The organism is Curtobacterium sp. MCPF17_003 (assembly GCF_003224385.1).
GTDB lineage: Bacteria > Actinomycetota > Actinomycetes > Actinomycetales > Microbacteriaceae > Curtobacterium > Curtobacterium flaccumfaciens.
The window spans coordinates 220,331-243,483 of record NZ_QKLC01000003.1 but is presented as its reverse complement, the minus strand read 5'-3'; the positions used below and the strand labels follow the sequence as shown (position 1 = coordinate 243,483).

The 23,153-nt window shown below is 72.3% G+C and carries 24 protein-coding genes; 17 read left to right on the top strand and 7 right to left on the bottom strand.

What is annotated here, in order from left to right; translation table 11 throughout:
* Positions 1–40 precede the first annotated feature (40 nt).
* The 5 genes from DEJ30_RS05175 to DEJ30_RS05155 all read left to right on the top strand — a co-directional run bounded on the left by DEJ30_RS05175 (position 41) and on the right by DEJ30_RS05155 (position 7,039).
* Entirely contained in the window at positions 41–2,857 is a 2,817-nt protein-coding gene (locus DEJ30_RS05175; protein ID WP_110859339.1) for a LuxR C-terminal-related transcriptional regulator, read from the top strand.
* Positions 2,858–2,986: 129 nt separating this feature from the next.
* Positions 2,987–3,742: a hypothetical protein gene (locus tag DEJ30_RS05170; protein WP_110859338.1), complete on the top strand. Its 756-nt coding sequence runs from the start codon at positions 2,987–2,989 to the stop codon at positions 3,740–3,742.
* Positions 3,743–3,773: 31 nt separating this feature from the next.
* Positions 3,774–4,508, top strand: coding sequence for an ABC transporter ATP-binding protein (locus DEJ30_RS05165; RefSeq protein WP_110859337.1), 735 nt, complete (start codon positions 3,774–3,776; stop codon positions 4,506–4,508).
* 299 nt (positions 4,509–4,807) lie between these two features.
* Positions 4,808–5,878 (top strand): hypothetical protein, encoded by a 1,071-nt coding sequence (locus DEJ30_RS05160; protein ID WP_110859336.1) that lies wholly within the window; start codon positions 4,808–4,810, stop codon positions 5,876–5,878.
* 24 nt (positions 5,879–5,902) lie between these two features.
* Positions 5,903–7,039, top strand: coding sequence for a glycosyltransferase (locus tag DEJ30_RS05155; RefSeq protein WP_110859335.1), 1,137 nt, complete (start codon positions 5,903–5,905; stop codon positions 7,037–7,039).
* Between the two features lie 12 nt (positions 7,040–7,051).
* On the opposite strand, the gene DEJ30_RS05150 is transcribed toward DEJ30_RS05155, so the two are convergent.
* Positions 7,052–7,651: a TetR/AcrR family transcriptional regulator gene (locus DEJ30_RS05150; protein ID WP_110859334.1), complete on the bottom strand. Its 600-nt coding sequence runs from the start codon at positions 7,649–7,651 to the stop codon at positions 7,052–7,054.
* A 24-nt stretch (positions 7,652–7,675) separates the two neighbouring features.
* Here DEJ30_RS05150 and DEJ30_RS05145 point away from each other — a divergent pair, with 24 nt between their 5' ends.
* The 4 genes from DEJ30_RS05145 to DEJ30_RS05130 all read left to right on the top strand — a co-directional run bounded on the left by DEJ30_RS05145 (position 7,676) and on the right by DEJ30_RS05130 (position 9,788).
* Entirely contained in the window at positions 7,676–8,737 is a 1,062-nt protein-coding gene (locus DEJ30_RS05145) for a hypothetical protein (protein WP_146238503.1), read from the top strand.
* 144 nt (positions 8,738–8,881) lie between these two features.
* Entirely contained in the window at positions 8,882–9,154 is a 273-nt protein-coding gene (locus DEJ30_RS05140) for a hypothetical protein (protein ID WP_146238502.1), read from the top strand.
* Positions 9,155–9,228: 74 nt separating this feature from the next.
* The gene (locus tag DEJ30_RS05135; RefSeq protein WP_146238501.1) at positions 9,229–9,474 is read left to right on the top strand and encodes a hypothetical protein; all 246 of its coding nucleotides are present in this window, start codon (positions 9,229–9,231) and stop codon (positions 9,472–9,474) included.
* 5 nt (positions 9,475–9,479) lie between these two features.
* Positions 9,480–9,788 (top strand): hypothetical protein, encoded by a 309-nt coding sequence (locus DEJ30_RS05130; RefSeq protein WP_146238500.1) that lies wholly within the window; start codon positions 9,480–9,482, stop codon positions 9,786–9,788.
* Here the strand turns inward: DEJ30_RS05130 and DEJ30_RS05125 are convergent.
* Both DEJ30_RS05125 and DEJ30_RS05120 read right to left on the bottom strand, forming a co-directional pair.
* Positions 9,757–10,677: an NmrA family NAD(P)-binding protein gene (locus DEJ30_RS05125; RefSeq protein WP_110859329.1), complete on the bottom strand. Its 921-nt coding sequence runs from the start codon at positions 10,675–10,677 to the stop codon at positions 9,757–9,759. The two genes, DEJ30_RS05130 and DEJ30_RS05125, sit on opposite strands and share 32 nt — an antisense overlap.
* Positions 10,678–10,687: 10 nt before the next feature.
* Positions 10,688–11,266, bottom strand: coding sequence for a MarR family winged helix-turn-helix transcriptional regulator (locus DEJ30_RS05120; protein ID WP_110859328.1), 579 nt, complete (start codon positions 11,264–11,266; stop codon positions 10,688–10,690).
* Between the two features lie 93 nt (positions 11,267–11,359).
* Between DEJ30_RS05120 and DEJ30_RS05115 the strand changes: the two genes are divergently transcribed.
* The 7 genes from DEJ30_RS05115 (at position 11,360) to DEJ30_RS05085 (ending at position 18,880) form a co-directional block, all read left to right on the top strand.
* Positions 11,360–12,541, top strand: coding sequence for an epoxide hydrolase family protein (locus DEJ30_RS05115; RefSeq protein ID WP_110859327.1), 1,182 nt, complete (start codon positions 11,360–11,362; stop codon positions 12,539–12,541).
* A 40-nt stretch (positions 12,542–12,581) separates the two neighbouring features.
* Positions 12,582–13,229 carry a MerR family transcriptional regulator gene (locus DEJ30_RS05110; RefSeq protein ID WP_110859326.1) on the top strand — a complete coding sequence of 216 codons (648 nt, stop codon included), beginning with the start codon at positions 12,582–12,584 and terminating at the stop codon, positions 13,227–13,229.
* Positions 13,226–14,185 (top strand): hypothetical protein, encoded by a 960-nt coding sequence (locus tag DEJ30_RS05105; protein ID WP_181420010.1) that lies wholly within the window; start codon positions 13,226–13,228, stop codon positions 14,183–14,185. Before DEJ30_RS05110 ends, DEJ30_RS05105 begins: the two co-directional genes overlap by 4 nt.
* Before the next feature lie 206 nt (positions 14,186–14,391).
* Positions 14,392–15,489 (top strand): ROK family transcriptional regulator, encoded by a 1,098-nt coding sequence (locus DEJ30_RS05100; RefSeq protein WP_258369824.1) that lies wholly within the window; start codon positions 14,392–14,394, stop codon positions 15,487–15,489.
* Positions 15,490–15,604: 115 nt separating this feature from the next.
* Positions 15,605–16,720 (top strand): sugar ABC transporter substrate-binding protein, encoded by a 1,116-nt coding sequence (locus tag DEJ30_RS05095; protein ID WP_071246748.1) that lies wholly within the window; start codon positions 15,605–15,607, stop codon positions 16,718–16,720.
* Between the two features lie 130 nt (positions 16,721–16,850).
* Positions 16,851–17,615, top strand: coding sequence for an ATP-binding cassette domain-containing protein (locus DEJ30_RS05090; RefSeq protein WP_110859324.1), 765 nt, complete (start codon positions 16,851–16,853; stop codon positions 17,613–17,615).
* Positions 17,612–18,880, top strand: a complete 1,269-nt coding sequence (locus tag DEJ30_RS05085; RefSeq protein WP_110859323.1) for a sugar ABC transporter permease — start codon at positions 17,612–17,614, stop codon at positions 18,878–18,880. Before DEJ30_RS05090 ends, DEJ30_RS05085 begins: the two co-directional genes overlap by 4 nt.
* A gap of 189 nt (positions 18,881–19,069) precedes the next feature.
* Here DEJ30_RS05085 and DEJ30_RS05080 read toward each other — a convergent pair whose 3' ends face one another.
* The 4 genes from DEJ30_RS05080 to DEJ30_RS05065 all read right to left on the bottom strand — a co-directional run bounded on the left by DEJ30_RS05080 (position 19,070) and on the right by DEJ30_RS05065 (position 22,654).
* Complete coding sequence (locus DEJ30_RS05080) at positions 19,070–20,077, bottom strand: SPFH domain-containing protein (protein ID WP_214523964.1); 1,008 nt, start codon at positions 20,075–20,077, stop codon at positions 19,070–19,072.
* 106 nt (positions 20,078–20,183) lie between these two features.
* Entirely contained in the window at positions 20,184–21,101 is a 918-nt protein-coding gene (locus DEJ30_RS05075; RefSeq protein WP_110859322.1) for a phosphotransferase family protein, read from the bottom strand.
* 90 nt (positions 21,102–21,191) lie between these two features.
* Complete coding sequence (locus tag DEJ30_RS05070) at positions 21,192–21,791, bottom strand: hypothetical protein (protein ID WP_146238499.1); 600 nt, start codon at positions 21,789–21,791, stop codon at positions 21,192–21,194.
* Entirely contained in the window at positions 21,788–22,654 is an 867-nt protein-coding gene (locus DEJ30_RS05065) for an SMP-30/gluconolactonase/LRE family protein (protein WP_181420009.1), read from the bottom strand. Before DEJ30_RS05065 ends, DEJ30_RS05070 begins: the two co-directional genes overlap by 4 nt.
* 70 nt (positions 22,655–22,724) lie before the next feature.
* On the opposite strand from DEJ30_RS05065, the gene DEJ30_RS05060 reads away from it, so the two are divergent.
* Positions 22,725–23,117, top strand: coding sequence for a VOC family protein (locus DEJ30_RS05060; protein ID WP_110859319.1), 393 nt, complete (start codon positions 22,725–22,727; stop codon positions 23,115–23,117).
* The last annotated feature ends 36 nt before the right edge of the window (positions 23,118–23,153 follow it).

Below are 23,153 nucleotides of genomic sequence, written 5' to 3'. Positions count from 1 at the left end.
GCGTGCCAGTACGACGTAATTTGGGTGAAAGATCACCTAAATGAGCGAAGGGCAGCGTGTGGACGCCGAACGAGCTGTGTCACCGCCGGTCCACGACCGTGCACTGTTCGGCCGCGCAGACGAACTCGCAGCCCTCACGCGCATGCTCGACGATGCCGCGGCGGCGGCGGACGGAACAGCCGAGCGCGGCGCCGCGGTCCTCGTCGAGGGCGAGGCGGGCATCGGCAAGACGACCCTGCTCGCCGCCGTCGAACGGCACGCGCGTCGAGCGGGCTTCCGCGTGCTGACCTGCACCGGCATCCAGGGCGCGAACAGCGTGGGCTTCGACGGCCTGCACGAGCTGCTCCACCCGCTGCTGCCCTTCGCGTCGGCCCTGCCACCCCGGCAGCGGACCGCACTGCTCACGGCCCTCGCGGTCGAGGACGGCCCGAGTCCGGACCGTCTCCTGGTGAGCACCGCGACGCTCGGGCTGCTCGAGGAGGCCGCGTCGCACCGGCCGGTGTTCGTCCGCGCCGAGGACCTGCAGTGGCTCGACCGGTCCACCACCGAGGTGCTCGACTTCGTGGGGCGCAGGCTCTCGAACGCCCCGGTCGTCGTCATCGCGGCGGCCCGGACCGGACACGCCCCGAACGCCGTCCCCCCGTGCAGCTTCACGCGGTTCGAGCTCGGGCCGCTCCCCGACGACGCCGCCGAGGCCCTGCTCGACGCACACGCCGGCACCCTGTCCGCCTCGGTCCGCCGACGGGTGCTGGCCGAGGCCGGCGGCAACCCACTCGCCCTGCACGAACTCCCCGTCACCTGGGCCACGGGCGGCCCGGCCACCATCGCGTCCCGGCTCCCCACCACGCGGCGGCTCGAGCAGGCGTTCCTCGAGCAGGTCGCCGCCGTCCCGTCCGGCAGCCGCTCGTTCCTGCTGCTCGCCGCGGCGGCCGACGACGCAGGCCTGCAGGACGTCATGGCGGCGGCCCGGACGATGGACCTCGGGGTCGACGACCTCGAACCGCTCGAGGAACTCGGGCTCCTCCGCACCGACCTCGTCTCCCTGCGCTTCCGCCACCCGCTCCTGCGCTCGGCGGTGATCGGCAACGCCTCGGCCGCCGCACGGTCCGCGGCGCACCGAGCACTCGCGTCGGTGGTCGCCGACGGCATGCGCGCCGCCTGGCACCGGGCCTCGGCGACGTTCGAGCGGGACGAGTCCGTCGCCGCCGACCTCGAGGCCGCCGCCGACCGCGCGGCACAGCGGGGTGCCCGCCCCGAGGCGGTCCGTGCCTACGAGCGTGCGGCCACCCTGTCGCAGGGCGTCACCGGCCGGGCACGTCGGCTGGGCCGCGCCGCCGAGACCGCTCGGGCCGCCGGCATGACGGCCGAGGCGATCGAGCTCCTGGAGCAGGTCGACTCCCTCGCTGCCGACCCCGAGACCGTCACCGAGACCGCCGTCACGCAGACGGTGCTGAGCCTGACCACGGGTGCTGCCGGCCGACCGCGCATCGAACTCCGCCGGATCCGGCCCGTGCTCGCCGGCCCGGAGCACGCGGACCGGCTCGTTCGGGTGCTCTGGGCGGCCGCCCTCAACGCCCGCGGCCGCAACCTGCCGCGGTCGGAGTGGCAGGACATCGAGGCGGCACTGCTCTCGGTGCGGTCGGCGAGCCCGCTGAAGCCGGTGGCCCTCGCCGTGCTCGCGCCGCTCGGCTCCGCCCACCACCTGCGCACCGAACTCGCACACCTGGTGCCGCAGCTCACCGAGCAGCCGCTCGCGATGGCGTCCCTCGCGATCGCCGCCGAGTCCCAGCAGGACCTCGAGACCGCGCTGACGTGCTGGGAGCTGGCGTACGAGCGCGCCCACCAGCTCGGCGCCGTCGCCGACGAGACCCAGGCGCTCCGGGGCCGGGCGACGGTGCTCATGCTGCGCGGGCGGGTGCGGGACGGCCTGGCCGACGCCGAGTACGCCGTCCGCATCGCCCGCGACGTGCAGCTCCCGCTCATCGCCGGGATGGCCTACGCCACGCTCGCCCGGGGCCACGCCCTGCTCGGCGACGACGAGGCCGCGCTGGCCGCGCTGCGCGAGGGCTCGGAGTTCGCGCACGGCGGGCGGCTCGCCCTCGCCAGCGCCGACGCGCGGTGGGCAGCGGGACTCGTCGCCCTCGGTCAGCGGCGCCACCGGGACGCCCAGATCGAGTTCACGCACATGACCGTCCACGCGACCCGGTCGCTGTGGGCGATCGCCGACCGCACCGAGGCCGCGGTCCGGGGTGGTCGACCCGAGTCGGTCGTCGAGAACCTCGCCGAGGCCGAGGCGGTCGCCCGCACCACCGGGTCCGCGCACCTGACCGCACTCGTCGTCCGGAGCCGGGCGCTGCTCGCCGAGGGCACGGACGCGGCGGGAACGGGCACGGACGGCGCGGACCCGGAGCCCCTCTACGCCCGCGCGATCGAGGTCGGCCGCCTCGCCGACGCCCCCGTCGAACTGGCGAGGACCCAGCTGCTGTTCGGCGAGTGGCTCCGCCGCGAGCGCCGTGTGGTCGAGGCACGGCTGCACCTGCGCGAGGCGCTCCACGCGTTCGACGCCGCCGGCACCGCGGGCTTCGCCGCTCGCGCCGCGGCGGAACTCCGCGCAGCCGGCGAGGCCCCGGAGCGGGCCGGCAGCACGACGGCGCCGACGCGCGAACAGCTCACGCCCCAGGAGCTGCAGATCGCGCGGCTCGCCGCCGCCGGCATGACGAACCGCGAGATCGCAGACCGCATCTACCTGTCGCACCGCACCGTCAGCACACACCTGTACAAGGTGTTCCCGAAGCTCGGCGTGACGAGTCGAACCGAGCTGGCGGCCGCGCTGGCAGCGTCCGGTCCGACGGACTGACGCACCGGTCGACGGCCTGGAGGCACGGGTTACGTCACGCAACGGATGCACCGTCGGTGGACCAGCTGCGAGCCTCGTGGCGGCGACCCGGCAGCGGGTCGCGACCACGACGACCACCGGGAGGCGCCCATGCCGGAAGGCTCCGCCGACGACACGGCGAGCGGCACGGCCGACGACACCGGCGGTGACGCCGACCACGCGGCCGCGCGGCTGCCGGACGCGCCGAGCGCGTTCTTCACGGCGCTCGTCACCGAGCACTTCGTGCTCCAGACCGCGCGCGGCATCACCGTCTCGGAGTCGTCGACCCGGGCCGCGATCTACCTGACGACGCTGTCGAGTGCCCTGGTGGCGTTCGGGTTCCTGGCCGACACCGACTTCGCCACGGGCTACCTCGCCGTGGTGATCCCGGTCGTTGTGCTGCTCGGCGTCTTCACCTACGAGCGACTCGTCCAGACCTCGTTGGAGGACGTGGTCGCCCTCGCCGCGATGCAGCGGATCCGCCGCTGGTACGGCACGATTCTGCCGGGCGCCCCGCGGTACTTCCCGGTGCCCGAGGACCGGATCGCGCCGAACGAGCTGCTCAACATCGGGCTCCGGCTGTCCTGGCGTGGGGTGTTCTTCACGCTGTCGAGCGCGATCGCGGTCGTGAACTGCATCGTCGCCGGCGCCGGGGCGGCCCTGCTGACCGCGAGCACGTGGGTGCCGTCCGGGTCACTGGCCGCCGGGGTGGTCACGGCCGTCCTGCTCGCCGGTGTGCACGGGGCTACCAGGAGCGTCGGTACGCGCGGGTCCTCGGCATCCTGCGGTCGGCCGCCCCCGCGACGGACGTCTGACCCTGCCGTGGTGGAGCTGGCTCCACCACGACCCTCTTGCCCGCACCAGTGACCGGCCGCCGAGAACGAGATGGACTGACACCATGACCGCACCCCTCCTGCAGGCACACGACCTGACGAAGTCGTTCCCCGGGCCGGAACCGTCGAGGGTCCCGGTGCTCCGGGGCGTCTCGCTGTCCGTGCTGCCGGGCGAGTTCGTCGCCGTCGTCGGCCCCAGCGGCTCCGGCAAGTCGACGCTGCTGTACTGCCTGTCCGCCCTCGAGCCCTACGACAGCGGATCGGTGTCGATCGCCGGGCAACGCCTCGAGACCCTCCGGCCGAAGCAACTGCAGGCGCTCCGTCGTTCGACGGTCGGCTTCGTGTTCCAGTCGTTCAACCTCATCCCGTCGCTGACCGCGCGGCAGAACATCGCGCTGCCCGCCAGCCTCGCCCACCGGCCGGTCTCCGCGGCCCAGGTCGACGCCGCGCTCGCCTCGGTCGGACTCGCCGACCGCGGGGACCACCGACCGGGCGCGCTGTCCGGCGGGCAGCAGCAGCGGGTCGCGATCGCACGCGTCCTGGCGTCCGAACCGCACGTCGTGTTCGCCGACGAGCCGACCGGCGCCCTCGACACCACCGCCGGTGACGCGGTCCTCGACCTGCTGCGCCGGGTGGCCGACGGTGCCCGCTCGGTGGTGATGGTCACGCACGACCTCGAAGCGGCTGCGCGTGCCGACCGTGTGCTCGTCCTGCGCGACGGCACCGTGCACCGTGAGCTGGCGCACCCGGACGCCGCCCAGGTCCTCGAGGCCCTGACCGCCGCCGCGCAGGAGGCCTGACGTGCTCCGACTCGTCCTGAGCGACCTCCGGCAGAACGCCGGCATCTGGATCGGCGCCCTCGTCGTCAGCGCGGCCACCGCAGCGGCCGCCGCCATCGCCGCCGGGATGCTCGAGACCGGCTTCGCGATCATCGGGTCCGGCAGACCGACGGACCTGCTCCGAGCCGGGGGCCTCGCCACGCTCGCGTCGCTCGTCGTCGTGCTGACGATCGTCGCCGTCACCGTGGTCCTCGGCAGCGTCACCCGCCTGACGATCGACCTGCAGCGTCGCGGTTACGCGCTCTGGCAGCTGGTGGGGGGTGCCGTCCCGCACGGTGACGGTGGTCGTCCGGCTGCAGCTCGCGGTCGTGGGGCTGGTCGGCAGCACGATCGGCTGCCTCGTCGTGGCCCCGTTCGTGCCGGCGTTCCTGCACTTCGGGTTGTCGCAGTCCGACGGGCTCCGGGGTCTCGACGAACGGTTCGGTCCGACCAGCGCCGTCGCGGTCGTGCTCGCCGTGACGATCGTGGTCGTCCTGAGCAGCCTCCGACCGTCGCGCCGAGCCGGCCTCGTCCGCCCGATCGAGGTCCTGCGGGAGCCCGAGTCCGTCCGCACACGGACCACGTGGACCCGGTGGGCCGCGGGTGCCGTGGCGCTGCTGCTCGCCGCGCTGCTGACCAGCTCGATCGTCGACGCCGGCGTCCGGACCGGTGGGCAGGTGCTGCTCATCGGGCCGCTCCTGACGGCCGCCTGCACCGCGATCGGCCCCGTGGTGTTCCCGGCCGCCCTCCGGGCCTGGACGTCGGTGCTGCCCGCGCACCGATCGGCATCGTGGTTCCTCGCCCGCAACGCCGCCGCGTTCTCCGTCGACCGGAGCAGCGCCACGGTGAGCGCGCTCGTCATCACGATCGCCCTGCCCGGCAGCCTCTTCGCCGGCTTCGACACCCTGGGTGACGCCGTGCAACGGACCACGGGGTCGTCGGGTGGTGGACTCGACGTGCAGAGCGTCCTGCTCATGCTCGGCGGGCCGCTGCTCGTGTCGCTCTTCGGCGCGGCCGCCACTGTCCTGATGGCCGGACGCACCCGCGAGCAGGAGGCCGCGCTGGTCGAGGCCGCCGGCGGGTCCCGCGCCACCGTGCTCGCCCGTGCCGCCTGGGAGTCCGTCATCCTCGTCGGCACCGCGGTCCTCGTGGCCGCCGCGGTCCTCGTGCTCACCGCCTGCGGACAAGCCGTCGCGCTCGCGGTCACCGTCCCCGGCACGCAGCCCCAGCTGGGCCTGCAGGCCGCGCTCCCGGCCGCCCTCGTGAGCCTCGTGCTCATGGTGGCCGCCGGCACGATCCCCCTCGTCACCGGACGCCGACGCAGCATCCCGCTCGTCCTCGCCGCCGACTGACCCCGAACCAGGAAGACCCCCCTCTTGCGCATCCTCTTCTCCGGCGTGCCCGCACTCGGACACCTCCTGCCCCTCGTCCCGCTCGCCCGTGCCGCGCAGGCGGCCGGACACGACGTCGCCCTGCTCACCAGTGGTGGGATGCGCGAGCCCATGTCGACCGAACTGCCCACGGTGCCGGTCCTGGCGGCCGGACCCATGCCTCCCGACCTGTTCGCCGAGGTGGCCCGGCGCATCCCCGGCAGCGACCCCGCGAACCGCCCCGAACCGGCGGCCGTCGCCGAGTTCTTCGCCGGCACACGCGTCGACCTGACCGTCGACGACGCCCTGCGGGCAGCGCGCGGGTGGGAACCCGACGTGGTCGTCGCGGACGCCGTCGACCTGGTCGGACCGCTCGTCGCCGCGGAGCTCGGCGTGCCGTACGCGATCGTCGCCTTCGGCCCCGAGGTCCCCGAGGAGTTCCGCCGCCCGATGGCTGAACTCGTGCTCCCCCGCTACGAGCAGCGCGGGGTCGTGCCGACACCGCCGGTGGCCCTGCTCGACCCGACGCCGGTGTCGCTGCAGGCACCCGGGTGGACGCAGCCGCCCGTCACGATCCCGTTCCGCTCCGAGCCGCACAGCCGGCCCGACGTCGCCGCCGAACAGCCGCTCGCACCGTTCCCGGCGAGCGAGTGGCGACCGCGGGTGCTCGTCACCCTCGGCACGGTCTTCGGCGACGCGACGCTGCTGACGGCGATCCTCGACGGGTTCCACCCCGACGAGGTCGACGTGGTGGCGACCGTCGGCGTCATCGGCGAACGCCTCGACGACACCGAGCACGTGCACTTCCTGCCGTTCCGCCCGATGCGCGAGCTGCTCGAGGGCGTGGACCTGGTCGTCGCCGCGGCCGGTGCCGGCACGGTGCTCGCCGCGGCCAGCGTGGGCGTGCCGATGGTGCTGCTCCCGCAGGGCGCGGACCAGTTCATCAACGCGACCCGTGCCGCCGAGGCCGGTGTCGCGGTCGTGGTCGACGAGCCGTCGGCGGTCGGTCCGGCGGTGCACCGGATGCTCGCGGAACGCAGCCACTTCGCCGCGGCACGGCGACTCGGCGAGGAGACCGCACAGCGCCCGAGCGCGACGGACGCCGTCAGGGAGCTCGTCGACCGGGTCGAGCGCATCGCCTGACGACGGCGCTCGTCAGCGGTCGGCCGGCCCGGGTCCTGCTGGGTCCGGGCCGAACACCGTCTGCGTGAACCGCTGCGCGAGCGGGTCGTCCTGGTCCCCCAGCCGCATGCCGAGCAGCGTGTTGATCAGCATCCCCTTGGCAAGGAACGACTCCGCCGCGGACTCCGACAGCCCGGCCTCCTCGACCAGGAAGTGCAGGATCCGGGTGAAGCCGTCACGGGCGACCGGTCCGACGACGGGGTCGGCACCGAGCATGTACGACTGCATGACGATGAGGTGCACGCCGTCCTCGGTCGCGAGCGCACGGTAGGCAGAGCCGAGCCGCGACGCGACGGTGCCCGGCTGCCCGTCGTCGAGCGCCGCCCGGAACGCGTCGAGCACGGCTTCGAGGCACCCGTCGACGACGGCGAGGAACAGGTTCTCCTTCGAGCCGAACATGCGGACGACGTACGGCTGACTGATCCCCGCGGCCTTCGCGATGCGCTCCGTGGTCGCGCCGTGGTAGCCCTCGCGGGCGAAGACGGCGGCCGCCGCGGTGAGCGTGGCTTCGCGCCGCTGGCTGCCGGCCATGCGCTCGGCACTCTTGGGAACCGGACCCCTTGCTGTCGTCATGCGGTGAGGGTATCATCCGATGCCATGAGTAATGAATCGATTACTAACAACGCCTCGAAGTCCGACGGCTTCCCGCCGGTCCGCCGGATCCTGCCCGTCCTCATCACCCAGGTCCTCGTCGCGATGACCGTCGCCGGAGCGTTCGCCGGCCTGTACATCGGACTGCAGAAGGCCCCTTCCCCGCACCACCTGCCCGTCGCCGTCGTCGGCTCGCAGGTCGCCGATGCGGCAGCGGGCGCGCTCGGCGACCGCGCCGACGTCCGCACCGCCGGGTCCCCGTCCGACGCACGCGACCTCGTCCGGTCCCGTGACGCCGTCGCAGCCCTCGTCCCCGGCAACGGCTCCGACGACTGGACCCTGTACACGGCGGGCGCCGAGGGACGGAGCGCGACGACCGCCGCGACCACGATGCTCTCCGGGGTCGCGGCCGGCGCCGGCGCCTCGGTCACCCGCACACAGGACCTCGTCCCGCTCGCGACGAACGACGCCCAGGGCATCGCGGGGTTCTACCTGGTCTTCGGCACGACCCTGGCGGCGTTCATCCTGGCGCAGGTCATGAACTCCCTCGGCACCCTCGCCCGACTGCGCACCCGGATCGTCGTCACGGTGGTCGGGAGCCTGGCCGCGGCCGCGGTGGTCGCCGTCATCGCCGGACCGATCGACGGCGCCGTCCCCGCATCGACCGGCGCCGTGGTCGTGGTGCTCTCGCTCCTCGCCGTCGCCGTCTCGCTGTCCACGACGGCGATCACCTCGATCGTCGGACCGATGGGCGTGATCGTCTCGACGCTCCTCTTCACCACCCTCGGCAACGCGACGAGCGGTGCGACGATCAGCACGCACCTGCTGCCGCCCGTGCTCGCCACCGTCGGACAGGCCCTCCCGCCGGGTGCCGCGTTCGGCGCCGTCACCGGGTTCAGCTACTTCGACGGGGCGGGCGCGACCGGCGCGCTCCTCACGCTGGGTGCGTGGATCCTCGCCGCAGCCGCGGCCCTGTCGGTGGCACACCGGGTGCGGACCGGCGCCGCGCGGCGACGGGACGTCGCGGCGATCGCCGCACCGGTGACGCCGGCTGCCGTCGTGGCGTGAGCGATGCGGTCGCCGCGACCGGCTGACGGACTGGAGGCCCGGTGCCGGCTGGCACCGGGCCTCCAGTCCGCCGATCGGCTGGGTCGGGTCGTTGCAGGATCGAGACACCGGTCCGGGCCGGCGTGCGGCATCGTGGACCCACCGATGGCAGGCAGGACGGAGCGCACGGTGGAGCGAGTGGTGGGGTGGGCCACGGTCGCCGCGGTCGTCGTCGTGACCGTGTCGATGTTGCTGCTGGTCCAGACGACCACCTGTCGCGACGCCGCCCCCGGAGCGGGCACGAGCTCGTGCACGACCACGCCGATGATCGGCGTCGCCGGCACGTGGATCGCCGGCGTCACCGGCGCCGTCGTGCTCGCGGTCTGCGTGTGGCAGATCGTCGGGGCGGCCCGGTCTGGCCGAGTGCCGATCGACTGATGCCGCTCCGGGAATGTGCGGCGGAACGGGCGTGCGAGGATTCCCCAACCGCACGACCGAGGGGAATGACGACCATGACCACAGCCCGGACGCTCCACTGGATCAGTACCGCGATGCTCGCCGTGGGGTTCCTCGGCGTCGGCGCCCTGCTGTACGACGCGTTCTCCGGCCCCGAGGGCGGCGGCGCGAACATCGGGCTCGGCATCATCATGCCCGTGTGCTTGCTCGCCGGCGTCGTCGGGCTCGCCCTGGGGGCCGTCGCCGTGGTGGCGACTTGGTGGGGTGCCCGGGCCGAGCGCTCGCGTGCCTCGGTCCGGTGACGCAGATGTCCCCGTCTTCCACTCCGCGGCCGTGGACGATGATCGCCGTCGTGGTGCTGGTGGGATGGGCGTTGGTGACGGCGCTGCTGTTCCCGGTCACCGGGGCCGACGAGCACGAGGGGCCCGGCGACCAGGTCTGGCGGACCTCGTCGAGCGCGTTCGGCGTGCCGCTCTCGCCCGAGTGGGACGTCCTCGCTTGGCTCGCCGCGCTCGCGCTGGTGCCGGTCGTCGTCGTCGGGCTCACGTTCCTGCTCAGCCGCCGACGACCGCACACCGCGCCCGTCAGTCCGTCGCCGGGTGGCCCTGCCCACTGAGGTGCGCGCGGAGCACGTCACGGACGCTCGTCCACGACTGCAAGCCGTAGCGGTCGTTGTCGACGTGGTGCAGCTGCGCCTGCCCGCTGAACATGCTCACGAAGTACTGCATCCCCTGCCATGCCGGGAACGTCTCGTCGGGGTCCTTCGACAGGCGCCTGCCGACAGCGCTCATCGCGGACAGGGTCCCGGTGGTGCCGGCCCACTGCAGCCGGAAGCGCTCCCCCGTCAGCTCGCTCATGGCGCGTGCGACGTCGCGTGCGGTGACCTGGTCGCCCGCCATCTCGATCACGCGCGGAGCATCGTCGTCCAGGGCGGCGAGGGCCGTGACCCGGGCGACGTCGTCCTTCGTGGTGAAGTCGAGCACCTGGTCCGCCGACGACCAGAACAGCACGAGCCGGCGGCCGAACAGGATCATCGGGGCATCGCCGGTCAGCAGGTCGGTGAACATGCCGGTCAGGATCGACGTCGCCTGCACCGGGGCCGCGTCGAGGTCACCGGCGAACTCGCGCCGCAGCTCGAAGTTGCGGTTGGTGCCGGGTGTGATCCGCCGGTAGTCGGCCGAGTAGTCGGACGGGATGAACCGCCGGACGCCCGCCGCCACGGTCGCCGCGAGCAGCGCGCGCTGGGCGTCGACGATCACCGGACGTGTCCCGCTCACGGCGGAGACCACGACGTCGGAGCCGCTGACGGCCCGGGTGAGGGCGTCGTGGTCGCCGTACTCGGCGGCGACGACGTCGACACGGGCGTCGTCGCCGAAGCGCTCTCCGGCGGTCCTGCTGCCGGGCCGGGTGAGGACCCGGACCCGCACGTCGTGCTGGGTGAGCTCGCGGACGATGCGGTGCCCGAGGTCGCCGGTGGCGCCGGCGACGAGGATGGTGGTGGTCATGGGCGGAGCCTCACTCTGTGGGGGTCGACGAGGTCGTCGTGGTGTGCCGCCGGGATCGTTCCGGGACGGCGAGGGGGTGGTGGAACGTGGGATCGGCAGTGGACGGCCCGGGGGTGGTGGTGCCGGCCGTCAGCGCGACCCGGGCCAGCAGCCGGCGCATCGTCGTCCGCTCGTCGTCGTCGAGGTGCCGCATGAGCACGCCCTCCGCCTCACGCAGGGCCGAACGTGCCCGGGCGAGCAGGGCACGCCCGGCGTCGGTGGGGTGGACCTGCCGCACCCGCCGGTCCGTCGGGGCCGGGCGACGCTCGACGAACCCGCCCGCCTCGAGTGCGTCGACGATGTAGGTCATCTGCGTCTTGTCGATCCCGAGGCGCTGCGCGAGGCCGAGCTGCGACGACGCTTCCTCGGTGGTGATGGCGACGAGCACCTGGTACCCGCGGGGACCGCCGGGGACGTCGGCCACCGCCTCGCTGCCCAGCCGCGTGAAGCCCTGGAACGCCAGCGGCAGTGCCCACCCGAGTTCGGATTCGATGCCCTCGGCACCCCAGTCGATCTCGGGGAGCGCATCGGTCGGCGTCGGACTGTCCATACCGGCGACCGTACCGGAACAAGATCGTCTTGTGCAAAGATCATCTGCGATCAAGACGGACAGCCGCCAGGACGCCGAGCAGCCGAGGACCCCATGTCGGACACCGCAACCATCACCCCGCTCACCCTCGACGTCCCCCAGGTGGAGCTCGACGACCTGCGCCGCCGTCTGCGGGCCACCCGCTGGCCCGATGCCGAGACCGTCGAGGACACCTCGCAAGGACCCCGACTCGAGAAGGTCCGCGCCCTCGTCGAACACTGGACGACGGAGTACGACTGGCGCCGGACCGAGGCGCTGCTGAACGGCTGGGGCCAGCACACGACCCGGATCGACGGGCTCGAGGTCCACTTCCTGCACGTCCGGTCCGCCGTCCCCGGTGCCCGCCCGCTGCTGCTCACCCACGGCTGGCCCGGTTCCGTCCTGGAGTTCCGCCACGCGATCGGTCCGCTCACCGACCCGGTGGCGCACGGCGGCGACGCGGCGGACGCGTTCCACGTCGTGATCCCGAGCCTGCCCGGGTTCGGCTTCTCCGGGAAGCCGACGACGACCGGGTGGAACACCGCCCGGACCGCGAGGGCCTGGTCGGTGCTGATGTCCCGGCTCGGGTACGCGGACTGGTTCGCCCAGGGCGGTGACCTCGGTGCCACCGTCACCGCGGAGCTCGCAGCCCTGCAGGCCGCCGGGGACATCGGACTCGCCGGGATCCACCTCAACATGGCGCCGTTCATGCCGACGGACGACGAGGTGCGGAACGCCTCCCCCGACGAGCAGGTCATGCTGCAGGAGAGCGGCCACTACTGGCGGGACCTGTCGGCCTACTCGCAGCAGATGTCGACCCGCCCACAGACCATCGGGTACTCGTTGGCGGACTCCCCCGTCGGGCTGGCGTCGTGGATCTACGCGATGTTCCAGGACGTCGGCGGCTCGCACGACGAACACGGCGATGCCGAGCGGCTCTTCCCGCTCGACGAGATCCTCGACGACGTCATGCTGTACTGGTTGCCGAACACCGCCGCCTCCTCGGCGCGGACCTACTGGGAGGCGACCCGGACCGGCTGGGCCACCCCGGGCACCGTCGAGGAGCCACTGACCCTGCCCGTCGGCCTGAGCATCATGCCGGGCGAGTACGTCCGCCGGTCGCGCCGCTGGGCAGCGCGCCGGTACACCGACCTGGTGTTCTTCAACGAGGTGGCGCGCGGCGGGCACTTCGCGATGCTCGAACAGCCGGAGCTGCTCGTCAACGACGTCCGTGCGACCTTCCGGAACCTGCGCTGATGCCTTGTGGACAGAGAGTAGATATCGCTACTCTCCGAAAGTGCGAATATCTGAACTTGCCCGAGCTGCGTCCACACCGGTCACCGCCGTCAAGTACTACCAACGCGAAGGCCTCCTGCCCCCCGGCGAGAAGTCGGCGCCGAACCAGACCGCCTACGACCACCGGCACGTCGAACGGGTCCGGCTCGTCCGGGCGCTCCTGGAGACCGGCGGGCTCTCGGTCGCCGTGACGAAGCAGGTCCTGGCCGTGCTCGACGCCGAGACCGCACCGCTGGCCGAGGTCTTCGCCGTCGCCCAGTACGCCATGACCACCCCGCGCTCCCCCGAGTCCGAGGCGACCCCGGAGGCCCGTGCCCGGATCGAGGAACGGGTGTCGGCCGCCCGCTGGTGCGCCACCTCGGACAACCCGGGACTCGAGACCGCGGCCCGGGCGCTCGACGGGCTGCGCACCATCGGGTTCGACGCTCCGGACGACTACCTCGACGCCTACGTGTCGGCAGCGGCGAGCGCGGCACGTGCCGACGTCGCCGCGCTGCAGGACCGCGACGGCCGGACCGCGATGGCAGAGCTGATGGTGATCGGGACAGTCCTCGGCGATCCGCTCTTCGCGGGACTCCGGCGCCTCGCGCAGCAGGACGCCACCCACGACCTGTTCCCCGTTGTCGACACGGACGAGGCCGGCGCGTGATCGCAACCCGCCGGATCGCCGCGGTTCGCCGAGCAGTGGCCTGGCACCCGGCACTCATGGCCGTGGCCGGCCTGATGCTCGCGTCCACCGCCGTCTGCCTCGTCGGACTCGTCGTGGATCCCCGGACCATCCTGGGAGCGCCGGCGTGGATGAAGCCCCTGAAGTTCTCGCTGTCGATCCTGCTCTACGCCGTGACCTGGGCGTGGCTCATAGCCCTCCTGCCGAGGTGGCAGACACTGGCTCGTCGGCTCGGCACCGTGGTCGCCGTCGCCCTGGTGGTCGAACAGGTGCTCATCGTGTGGGCCGCCGCGACCGGCACCACGAGTCACTTCAACGTCTCGAACAGCGTGCACGTCGTCGTGTGGGCCGTGATGGCGACGGCGATCACGACGCTGTACCTCTGCACCTTCGTCACGTCGATCGCGCTGTTCTTCCTGCGCCTCCCCACCCCCGCGCTGACGGTCGCCGTCCGTGCCGGTGCCGTCATCGCACTCGGCGGCATCGGGGTCGCCTTCCTCATGACCGGCCCGACCCCCACCCAGCTCACCGCTCCGGACGGGATCGTCGGCGCTCACACGGTCGGGATCGCGGACGGCGGACCCGGGGTGCCACTGCTCGGGTGGAGCACCGTCGGCGGCGACTACCGGGTCGCCCACTTCGTCGGTATGCACGCACTGCAGGTGCTCCCGCTCGTGGCGCTCCTCGTCGCAGCCGCGGGTCGGGACCTACCGTGGCTGGCACAGCGGACCGCGCAGGTGCGCATCGTCGCGGTCGTCGCCGTCGCGTGGGCAGCGGGCACCGTGCTCCTCACGGTGCAGGCCGCGGTCGGACAGTCGGTCGTCCACCCCGCCGGCGCGGTCGCCACGGCGGGGTGGGTTCTCGTGCTGCTGGCCGCGGCCGCGAGCGCGGCAGTGCTGCTCCGCGCTCGCCGCGCTCCGGTGGCGCGACTTCGCTGACGGTCGACCGCCGGACGGCGACTCCGGGCCCTGGACGCGACCACCCACGGACGGGAGGCACGGTGCCAGCTGGCGCCGTGCCTCCAGTCCGTCACGGCGAGCGTTCCGGACCCGCCCGTTACGCTGTCCCCGTGTCAGAGCCGCGCCGCAGTCCGGGGAACCAAGCTTCACTGCGTGAAGCCAACCGGGGTCGGGTCGTCAGCGCAGTGAAGCGACACGGCGGCCTGACGCAGGTCGAGCTCGCCGGGGTGACCGGGCTCTCCCCCGCGACCGTCTCGAACATCGTCAAGGAACTGGTCGCGACCGGTGCCCTGCACGCGACACCGAGCACCTCGAGCGGTCGGCGGGCGCTCCGCGTGACCCTGCCGCACGGCCTCGGGCTGGTCGCCGGGGTGCACGTCTCGCCGCGGCACCTGCGGCTGGCGTTGTCGGACCTGAACGGCGCCGTGCTGGCCGAGCGGCACATGCCCCTGGCCCGTGACCACCGTGCCGACGCCGAACTCGACAAGACCGCGCTGCTCGTGCTGGACATGGTGGAGTCCATCGAGTCGTCGATGGACGAGGTGCTCGCCGTCGGGCTCGCCGTGGCCGCCCCGATCGACGCCCGCACCGGGATGACGGCGCGCGGGGGGATCCTGCGGGGTTGGGACGGCATCGCGCTCGGCCAGTCGCTCGCCCGGCGGATGGACAAGCCCGTGCAGGTCGACAACTCGGCCAACCTCGCCGCCCTCGCCGAACACCGCAGCGGGGCGGCACGCGGCCGCGACACCGTGGTGACGCTCGACGTCGGCAACGGCATCGGCGCCGGACTCGTCCTCGGCGGGCACCTGTTCCGCGGGCACCACGGCATCGCCGGCGAGTTCGGGCACACGCCCGTCCTGCCGAACGGCCCCCTGTGCCGGTGCGGCAACCGGGGTTGCCTCGAGGCGATCGCCGGAGCAGCCGCGGTGCTCGAGGGCGTCCGCGACGAGGTCGGCACGCTGAAGCTGGCGGACCTGATCCTGCGGGCCATGGGCGGCGACCAGGTCTGCATGCGCGCCGTGGCCGACGCCGGGCGGGCGATCGGTTCGGCGGCGGTGGGGCTCTGCAACGTCCTCGACCCCGAGCGGGTCGTGGTGACGGGCGAGTTCGCGCGCGCCGGGGAGCTCCTGCTCGGCCCGATGCGGCACGCCCTCGAGTCGTCGTTGATCGTCGACGTCGACGGCACGCCGGACGTGGTGCAGGGGCAGCTCGGCGAGAAGGCCTCGGTGACCGGCGCGCTGGCCCTGGCGATCGAGGCCGTGGACGTCACCCGAACCCGGTAGATAACGGTTTCGTCACGGAGCGCGGTCCTTGCGTTCAACTCTTGCAGCCAAGAACGCTCGCTGTCACACTCAGGGCACCGCCGATGGGGGCGGTCCACTGTTGGAGGACGTTTCAATGAAGAAATCCACCACACGAGCGATGCTGGGCGTCAGCGCCCTGCTGCTCGCGATCACCACCCTGGCGGGCTGTTCCAACGGCGCGGACGCCGGGACCGGTTCCGGCGGAGGCGGCGGGGACGCGTCGAAGGCCAAGATCGGCCTGCTCCTGCCCGACTCCGTCACCGCCCGCTACGCCAGCGCCGACCGCCCGCTCTTCACCGCCGAGGTGAAGAAGCAGTGCAGCGGCTGCTCGGTCATCTACGCGAACGCCGACGGCGACGCGTCGAAGCAGCTGCAGCAGGCCCAGTCGATGCTCACGCAGGGCGTCAAGGTGCTGGTCCTCGACCCGTTCGACGGCGAGGCCGCAGCGTCCATCGTCCAGCAGGCGAAGGCCAAGAAGGTGCCGGTGATCTCCTACGACCGGCTCATCAACAGCCCCGACCTGAGCTACTACATCTCGTTCGACAACGAGAAGGTCGGTGAGCTGCAGGGCCAGGCCCTGGTCGACGCCCTCAAGGCGAAGAAGGTCCCGGAGGGCTCGGGAATCATCATGGTGAACGGCTCCCCCACCGACAACAACGCCTCGCAGTTCAAGAAGGGCGCGCACTCGGTCATCGACGACAGCGGCTACAAGGTGCTCGCCGAGTACGACACCCCCGGATGGGACCCCGCCAAGGCGCAGGACTGGGCAGCCGGCCAGATCAGCAAGCTCGGCAAGGACGAGATCACCGGCGTCTACGCGGCGAACGACGACACCGGCGGCGGCGTCATCGCGGCCCTGAAGTCGGCCGGCGTCACCGAGCTCCCGCCCGTCACCGGGCAGGACGCCTCGCTCGCGGGCATCCAGCGGATCCTCGCCGGTGAGCAGTACATGACCGTCTACAAGGCCTTCAAGCCCGAGGCGTCGAAGGCCGCCGACCTGGCGATCCAGTTCGCGAAGGGTGAGACCCCGAAGGGCGACACCACCGTCGACACCGCCGGGGGCGCCAGCGTCCAGTCGACGCTGCTCGACCCGGTCGCCGTCACCACGGACAACGTGCAGTCGACGGTCGTCAAGGACGGCCTGTACGAGGTGTCGAAGATCTGCACCGCGCAGTACAAGGCAGCCTGCGACAGCGCCGGCATCAAGTAGGCCCGACCCCCCTCTGCCCGCCCGGTCCGACTGCGGACCGGGCGGGCCTCACCGATCGAGGACGACACCCGTGAGCACGACACCCGTGAGCAACGCGTCACCAGCAGCACACCCCTCCGCCGACCCGGTGATGTCCCTGCGCGGGATCACCAAGCGGTTCGGCGCCGTCCAGGCCCTCAGCGACATCGACTTCGACGTCTACCCGGGCGAGGTGGTCGCCATCGTCGGTGACAACGGCGCTGGCAAGTCGACGTTCGTGAAGATCCTCGCCGGGGTCTACACGCCGGACGGCGGCACGATCACGTTCGGCGGCGACGAGGTCACCGTCCCGAACCCCGCGGCGGCCCAGACCCTCGGCATCGCGACGGTGTTCCAGGACCTCGCCCTGGCCGACAACCTCGACGTGGTCTCGAACCTGTTCCTCGGGCGCGAGATCGCCCACCCGTTCCTCGACGAGGAGGAGATGGAGCGCCGCTCGTGGGAGCTCCTGCAGCAGCTCGCGGCCCGGATCCCGTCGGTACGGATCCCGATCGCGTCGCTGTCCGGTGGGCAGCGACAGACCGTGGCGATCGCCCGCTCGCTGATCGGCGACCCGCAGGTGGTCGTCCTCGACGAGCCCACCGCCGCGCTCGGTGTCGCGCAGACCGCCGAGGTCCTGAACCTCGTCGAACGCCTGCGCGAGCGCGGACTCGGCGTCGTCCTCATCAGCCACAACCTCGCGGACGTGCAGGCCGTCGCCGACCGGGTCGCGGTCCTGCGACTCGGCCGCAACAACGGCACCTTCCGCATCGACGACGTCTCCTACGAGGAGATCATCGCGGCCATCACCGGCGCCACCGACAACGCCGTCACCCGTCGCGCCGCCGCCCGCACCGAGCAGGAGCCCCCCGCATGAGCAAGACCGACGAGACCCTCACCGCAGCGACCCCGACGCCCTCGGCCGCCGACCTGCAGGACGAGCGGCTCCTGCGTGACCAGGGGATCGGCGGCGCTGCGAAGGCGTTCGTCCGACGGGTCCGCGGCGGCGACATCGGCTCGCTGCCGGTGGTCGTCGGCCTCATCGTCATCTGGGCGGTGTTCCAGGCGCTCTCCCCCGACTTCCTGTCCCCGGGCAACCTGGTCAACCTCGCCCTGCAGTGCGCCGCGGTCGGCACCATCGCGATCGGCATCGTGCTCGTGCTGCTGCTCGGCGAGATCGACCTGTCCGTCGGCAGCGTCAGCGGGCTCTCCGCCGCGATCCTCGGCCAGGGCCTCACCACACTCGGCTGGCCGCTGTGGCTCGTGCTCACCGTCGCCCTGGCCGTCGGTGCCGCCGCCGGCCTGCTCTACGGCCTGCTGTTCACCCGCTTCGGAGTGCCGAGCTTCGTCATCACGCTCGCCGGTCTGCTCGGGTTCCTCGGGCTGCAGCTGCTCATCCTCGGGCCGAACGGCTCGATCAACCTGCCGTACGATTCGCCGATCGTGCAGTTCGCCTCGGCCTCGTACCTGCCGCCGTGGCTCGCGTACCTGCTCGCCGTCCTGGCCGCCGGCGGACTCTTCTTCACCGAGATCCGTCGCGCTGCCCGCCGCCGCCGTGCCGGGCTGTCGACCGGGGCGATGTCCCTGACCGTCGTGAAGGCCGTCGCCCTGTTCCTCGGTCTCGCGCTGATGGTCTGGTACCTGTCGCGCGACTTCGGCACCGGCACCTCGTTCGTGTTCTTCGTCGTGCTGGTCGTGCTGATGAACTTCGTGCTGAAGCGCACCCGCTGGGGCCGCTCGGTCTTCGCGGTCGGCGGCAACGTCGAGGCCGCACGACGCTCCGGCATCCGGGTGAACCGCATCTACATCTCGGTGTTCATGCTGACCTCGCTCTTCGCCACCGTCGGCGGCATCCTCGCCGCCGCCCGCCTGAACTCGGCGAGCCTGTCGTCCGGCGCCGGTGACACGAACCTCAACGCGATCGCCGCAGCCGTGATCGGCGGGACCAGCCTGTTCGGCGGCCGTGGCAGCGCCTGGTCGGCGCTGCTCGGCATCATCGTGATCCAGTCGATCTCGAACGGGCTCACCCTGTTGAGCCTCGACTCGTCGATCCGCTACATGATCACCGGCGCGGTGCTGCTGCTGGCCGTCATCATCGACTCGCTCTCGCGGCGCAGCCGCGCCAGTCACGGCGCGGCCTGAGCGGGGACCCGGACCCCGCCACACCGACGGACGGGGGGCCCGTTGCCAGCTGGCACCGGGCCTCCCGTCCGTCTCGGCGCGCGTCTCGGATCCGGAAGACGCCGTCGTGTTCCCCCGACGCCGCCCCGTGCGCGAGACGCCTGGCGACAACGGAGGCGTCTCGGCTACTGGGCGGTGTCTCGGCGCGCGCTACTTGCTCTTCGAACCCGAGGTGCCCGGCAGGCTGAGGATGTTGTCCGTGCCCTGCGGCACGACGATCAGCGAGCCGTTGTCGCCGGCGCTCTTGAGGGCCTCGATCTCGCGCTGCTTGAGGGCGGCGTCGGAGAGCGGGTGCTCGTTGAGGACCTCGTTGGCGTCGGCCTGACCCTGCGCCTCGGCGACCTGCTGCTGCGCCTGCACCTTCTTGGCGTCCAGGAGCGCGCGCTCCTTCGTGACCTGGATCTGCGCCTGCTGCGCGGTGGCGTAGGCGTCGATGACGGACTTCGGCGGCGTGATCTCCTGCAGGGCGAAGTTGTCGACGTGTACGCCCGAGCCCTTCCACCGCTTCTCGAGCGCCTGGATCATCGCCTTCTCGACGGTGCCGCGCTTGGTGATCAGCTCGATGGTGGTGAAGTCGTTCGGCACCTGGCGCACGACGCTGCGCACCGAGTTGCCGATGAACTGCGTCTTGAAGTTCTCCTCGGTCTTGTACGACCGGTAGATGTCGGTGACCGACTTCGCGTCGATGCTGTACTGCAGGTTGAGGCTCACGTTCGACGAGACGCCGTCCTGGTCCTGCACCGTGACGTACGGGCCGGAGCGGACGTTGCCGTTGTTGTCCGAGTCGGAGCCGTTCACCGCGTTGATGTAGGTGACGGTCTGGTTCCGGATGTTGAACGTGTGGAGCGTGGCCCACGGAGCCTTGAAGTGGAACCCGGAGTCCGTGCTCTGCCCGACGATGTTGCCGGAGATGTCCACCTGCACCTTCGACTCGCCCGTGTCCTGCGCGTACAGGGTGCTGCCGAGCGTGAGCCCGACGAACAAGACGCCGGCAGCGGCCGCGGTCCACGTCGCGATGAGGTTCGGGCGGCGGGTCGGGACGGCGGGGCGTGCCTCGCGACCGGGTGTGGCCGGTCGTGCGGGGGTGGAGTAGGTGCGTGTTCGGAAGAAGAGCGCGACGAGCGCTATGACGAGGAAGACGATGGCGGCGACGAACATGACGATCACTCCTGGATGCTTGTCCGTGCAGTCTGCCGTACCCGGAGGGGTGCAGGTGACGCGGGTGGGCGGGGGTCCGTGTCGTCTGGTGTCCCTGTCGCCTGCGCTAGGCCGGGCCGACGACCTCCTCGATGCGCTCGAGTCCGCTGCGGCAGCGCCCGAGGTACTCGTCGTACAGGTCCGGTCGCCGGTCACGCGCCCACCGCGTGACGTCGATCAGGTGCAGCGCGGTCATCGACGCGAGCCGGCGGTGGTCGTCGTCCGAGGCGAGTCCGGCAGCCGTCATGAAGTCGTCGTGGTCCGCGCGGGTGACGGACCCGTCGATGAACGTCCACACGAAGACCCGGCGGGCGTCCGTCCACGGTGCCGGACCGGTCTCCGCTGCGCCCCAGTCGATGAGCACCGGCGGCCGGTCCGGACCGCGGGAGACCAGGTTGCGAGGTGCGAGGTCGCCGTGGGCCAGCCCGAACTCGAACTGCACGTCCGACAGCGGGGCGAGACGATCACGCACCCGGTCCGGCGACGCGTAGGCACCGTCACGGAGCAGCGGATCGTCGTCGCCGAGCGCATCGAGGTCGTAGTCGAGGTGCGCGGTCCAGGCGAGCCGGAGGTCGTCGCCGAACCGCGAGAACAACGACCGAGGCGCATCGACGAGCGGGATCGTGGCGACGGCTCGGGCGGCGCTACCGAGCCACCGCCACGGGCGGTCGATCGGTCGTGGGTCGGGCGCGACGTACTCCGACACCGAGAAGGGGACACCGCCCTCCGTTCCGTGGGCGAGCGGTTCGGCGACCGGGATGCCGACCCGGCTCGCGCTCCGAGCGGCCCACGACTCGACGGGGTACTCGTCCTGCCGGAGCGGGTCGACGGGGAACCGCAGGACCACTGGTGCAGCACCCGCGCGGTCCACCCGGTAGGTGTGGTTCACCGCCCCGCCGTGCAGCCGTTCGACCCGGTCCACCGACCCGCCGACCGAGCGCAGGACGGCTCGGAACCACTCCTGCTCGACAATCTCGTCCGACATGGGACCAGCCTGGCCTCCCCCGGACCTTGACTGTCCATCTCGGCCTCACCGTACCCACGCTGACCGACGCTGGAGGCGGCATACCCGAGGTCAGGAGACCGGCGTCCCTGCCCGGTCCAGCTCGGCCAGGACCCGGCGGCTTCGACGTACGCCGATCACCGTCGCGACCGTGACGAACATCACGACGACGGCGATGAACACCAGGAACGCCCAACCCCAACCGAACGTCGTGGCCGAGGCACCTCCGAGTCCCAACAGGCTCAGCCCGGTGCCGATCAGGGTCGGGGCCGAGGTCCAGGTGGAGCGTCGCTGCCACGCGAGCATCGCCCGCACGAGCGGCACGGCCTCGGGCGTCACCGGTGCCCGTCCGCTGATCTGTCGGGTGACGGACTTGCGGTCCGCCGGCGTGAGCGCGCCGAGCGGCTGTTCCGGCGTCTCGACGAGATACGGCAGCAGCCTGCGGTGGCGTCGAGCACCGACCCATGCGGTCACGTTCACGACCGCTCCGGCCAGGGCGAACAGGAACCAGATCACCGAGTCGGTGCGGAGCACGGAGGGAAGGCTGATGAACGCCCACAGGATCGACATGCCGGCGAACCCCGCCTGCTGCGACATCACGACCACCGTCGGCCCGTGCTCGACCAGGTGCTCGGCACGACGCGTCGCCTCGGCGAGGTCGCTCGGGTTCACCACCCGGGGACCTCGACCCGCACCGAACTGATCCGACCGGCGCGCGTCGTCGCCGTCACGGCCGGGTCGTAGCTGTCGGCGGTCGCCAGGTAGAGGGTGCGACCGTCCTCGCCACCGAGCGCACAGTCGATCGCGCAGTCCCCGGGGGCGTCGATGCGGTCCGTCACCTCGCCGCCCTCGACGACCCGCAGGAACTCCCCCGTGTCGACCGAGCACACCCAGATCGCGCCGTCACGGTCGACGGTGCTGCCGTCCGGGGTCACGCCGCCGGGCAGGGCTGCCCACTCGCGACGCCCGGTCAGCGAACCGTCGTCCTCGATGTCGAACGCGGTGAGCCGGCCGCCCCACGTCTCGCTGACCACCAGGGTCCGGGTGCCGGGCAGGATGTTGGCGCTGTTCGGGAACACCAGGCCCTCGGCGGCCAGGCGGACGGAGCCGTCGGGGTCGATCACGTAGAGCGGGCCGGGCCGCAGTTCCTCGCCCGCGTACAGGTCGTACCCGAAGGCGCCGATGTACGTCCGGCCGGTCTGGGCGTCGACGACCAGGTCGTTCACGAGCGACGACTCGATCGTGGAGAGGTCGGCGAACACCGAGGTGCTGCCGTCCGGCTCGACGGCGACGACCGTGCGGGACTCCATCGAGCTGATGATCAGACGCCCGTCGGCGAGCCAGCCGAGCCCCGACGACTGCCCGTCGACGGTGGCCTCGAGCCGGGCGCCGTCGGTCGAGGACGGGTCGACCGAGAACACCTGGCCGGTGTGCATGTCGGAGTACCAGAGCCGACCGCCGTACCAGCGGTTGCCCTCCGGGAAACGGATGCCGGAGATGACGATGTCGGTCGCGGAGTCGAGGGTGATGTGCACGGATCCAGCCTGCCAGCGGGACCGGGGTGCTGCCCGGACGGATGCCGCGATCTCGGCCTAGGGTCGTCCCATGCCGGGTCGTCACCTCATCCACCACCTGGGCGTCTTCGCCAGCGACTTCGCCGCGAGCGCCGCGTTCTACACCGCCGCCCTCGCGCCCCTCGGCATCGGGGCGGGCTACCGCACGGACTCCGTCGCCGAGTTCTGGCAGCACGGGGACGACACCCCGAGCGTCTCGCTCGAGACCGCCCGGACCTCCGAGGCGACGACGCGCGGACTCCACCTGGCGTTCGAGGCCGGATCACGGAGCGAGGTCGACGCCTTCCACCGCGAGGCCGTCGCCGCCGGCGGGGTGTCACGGCACGAGCCGCGCTACTGGCCGGAGTACGGCGCGTACACGGCATTCGTGTCCGACCCGGACGGCAACAACGTCGAGGCGCTGATCAAGGAGACCCGGCCCTGACCGGCAAGACCGGGGTCTGGGCGACGCACCGGGCAC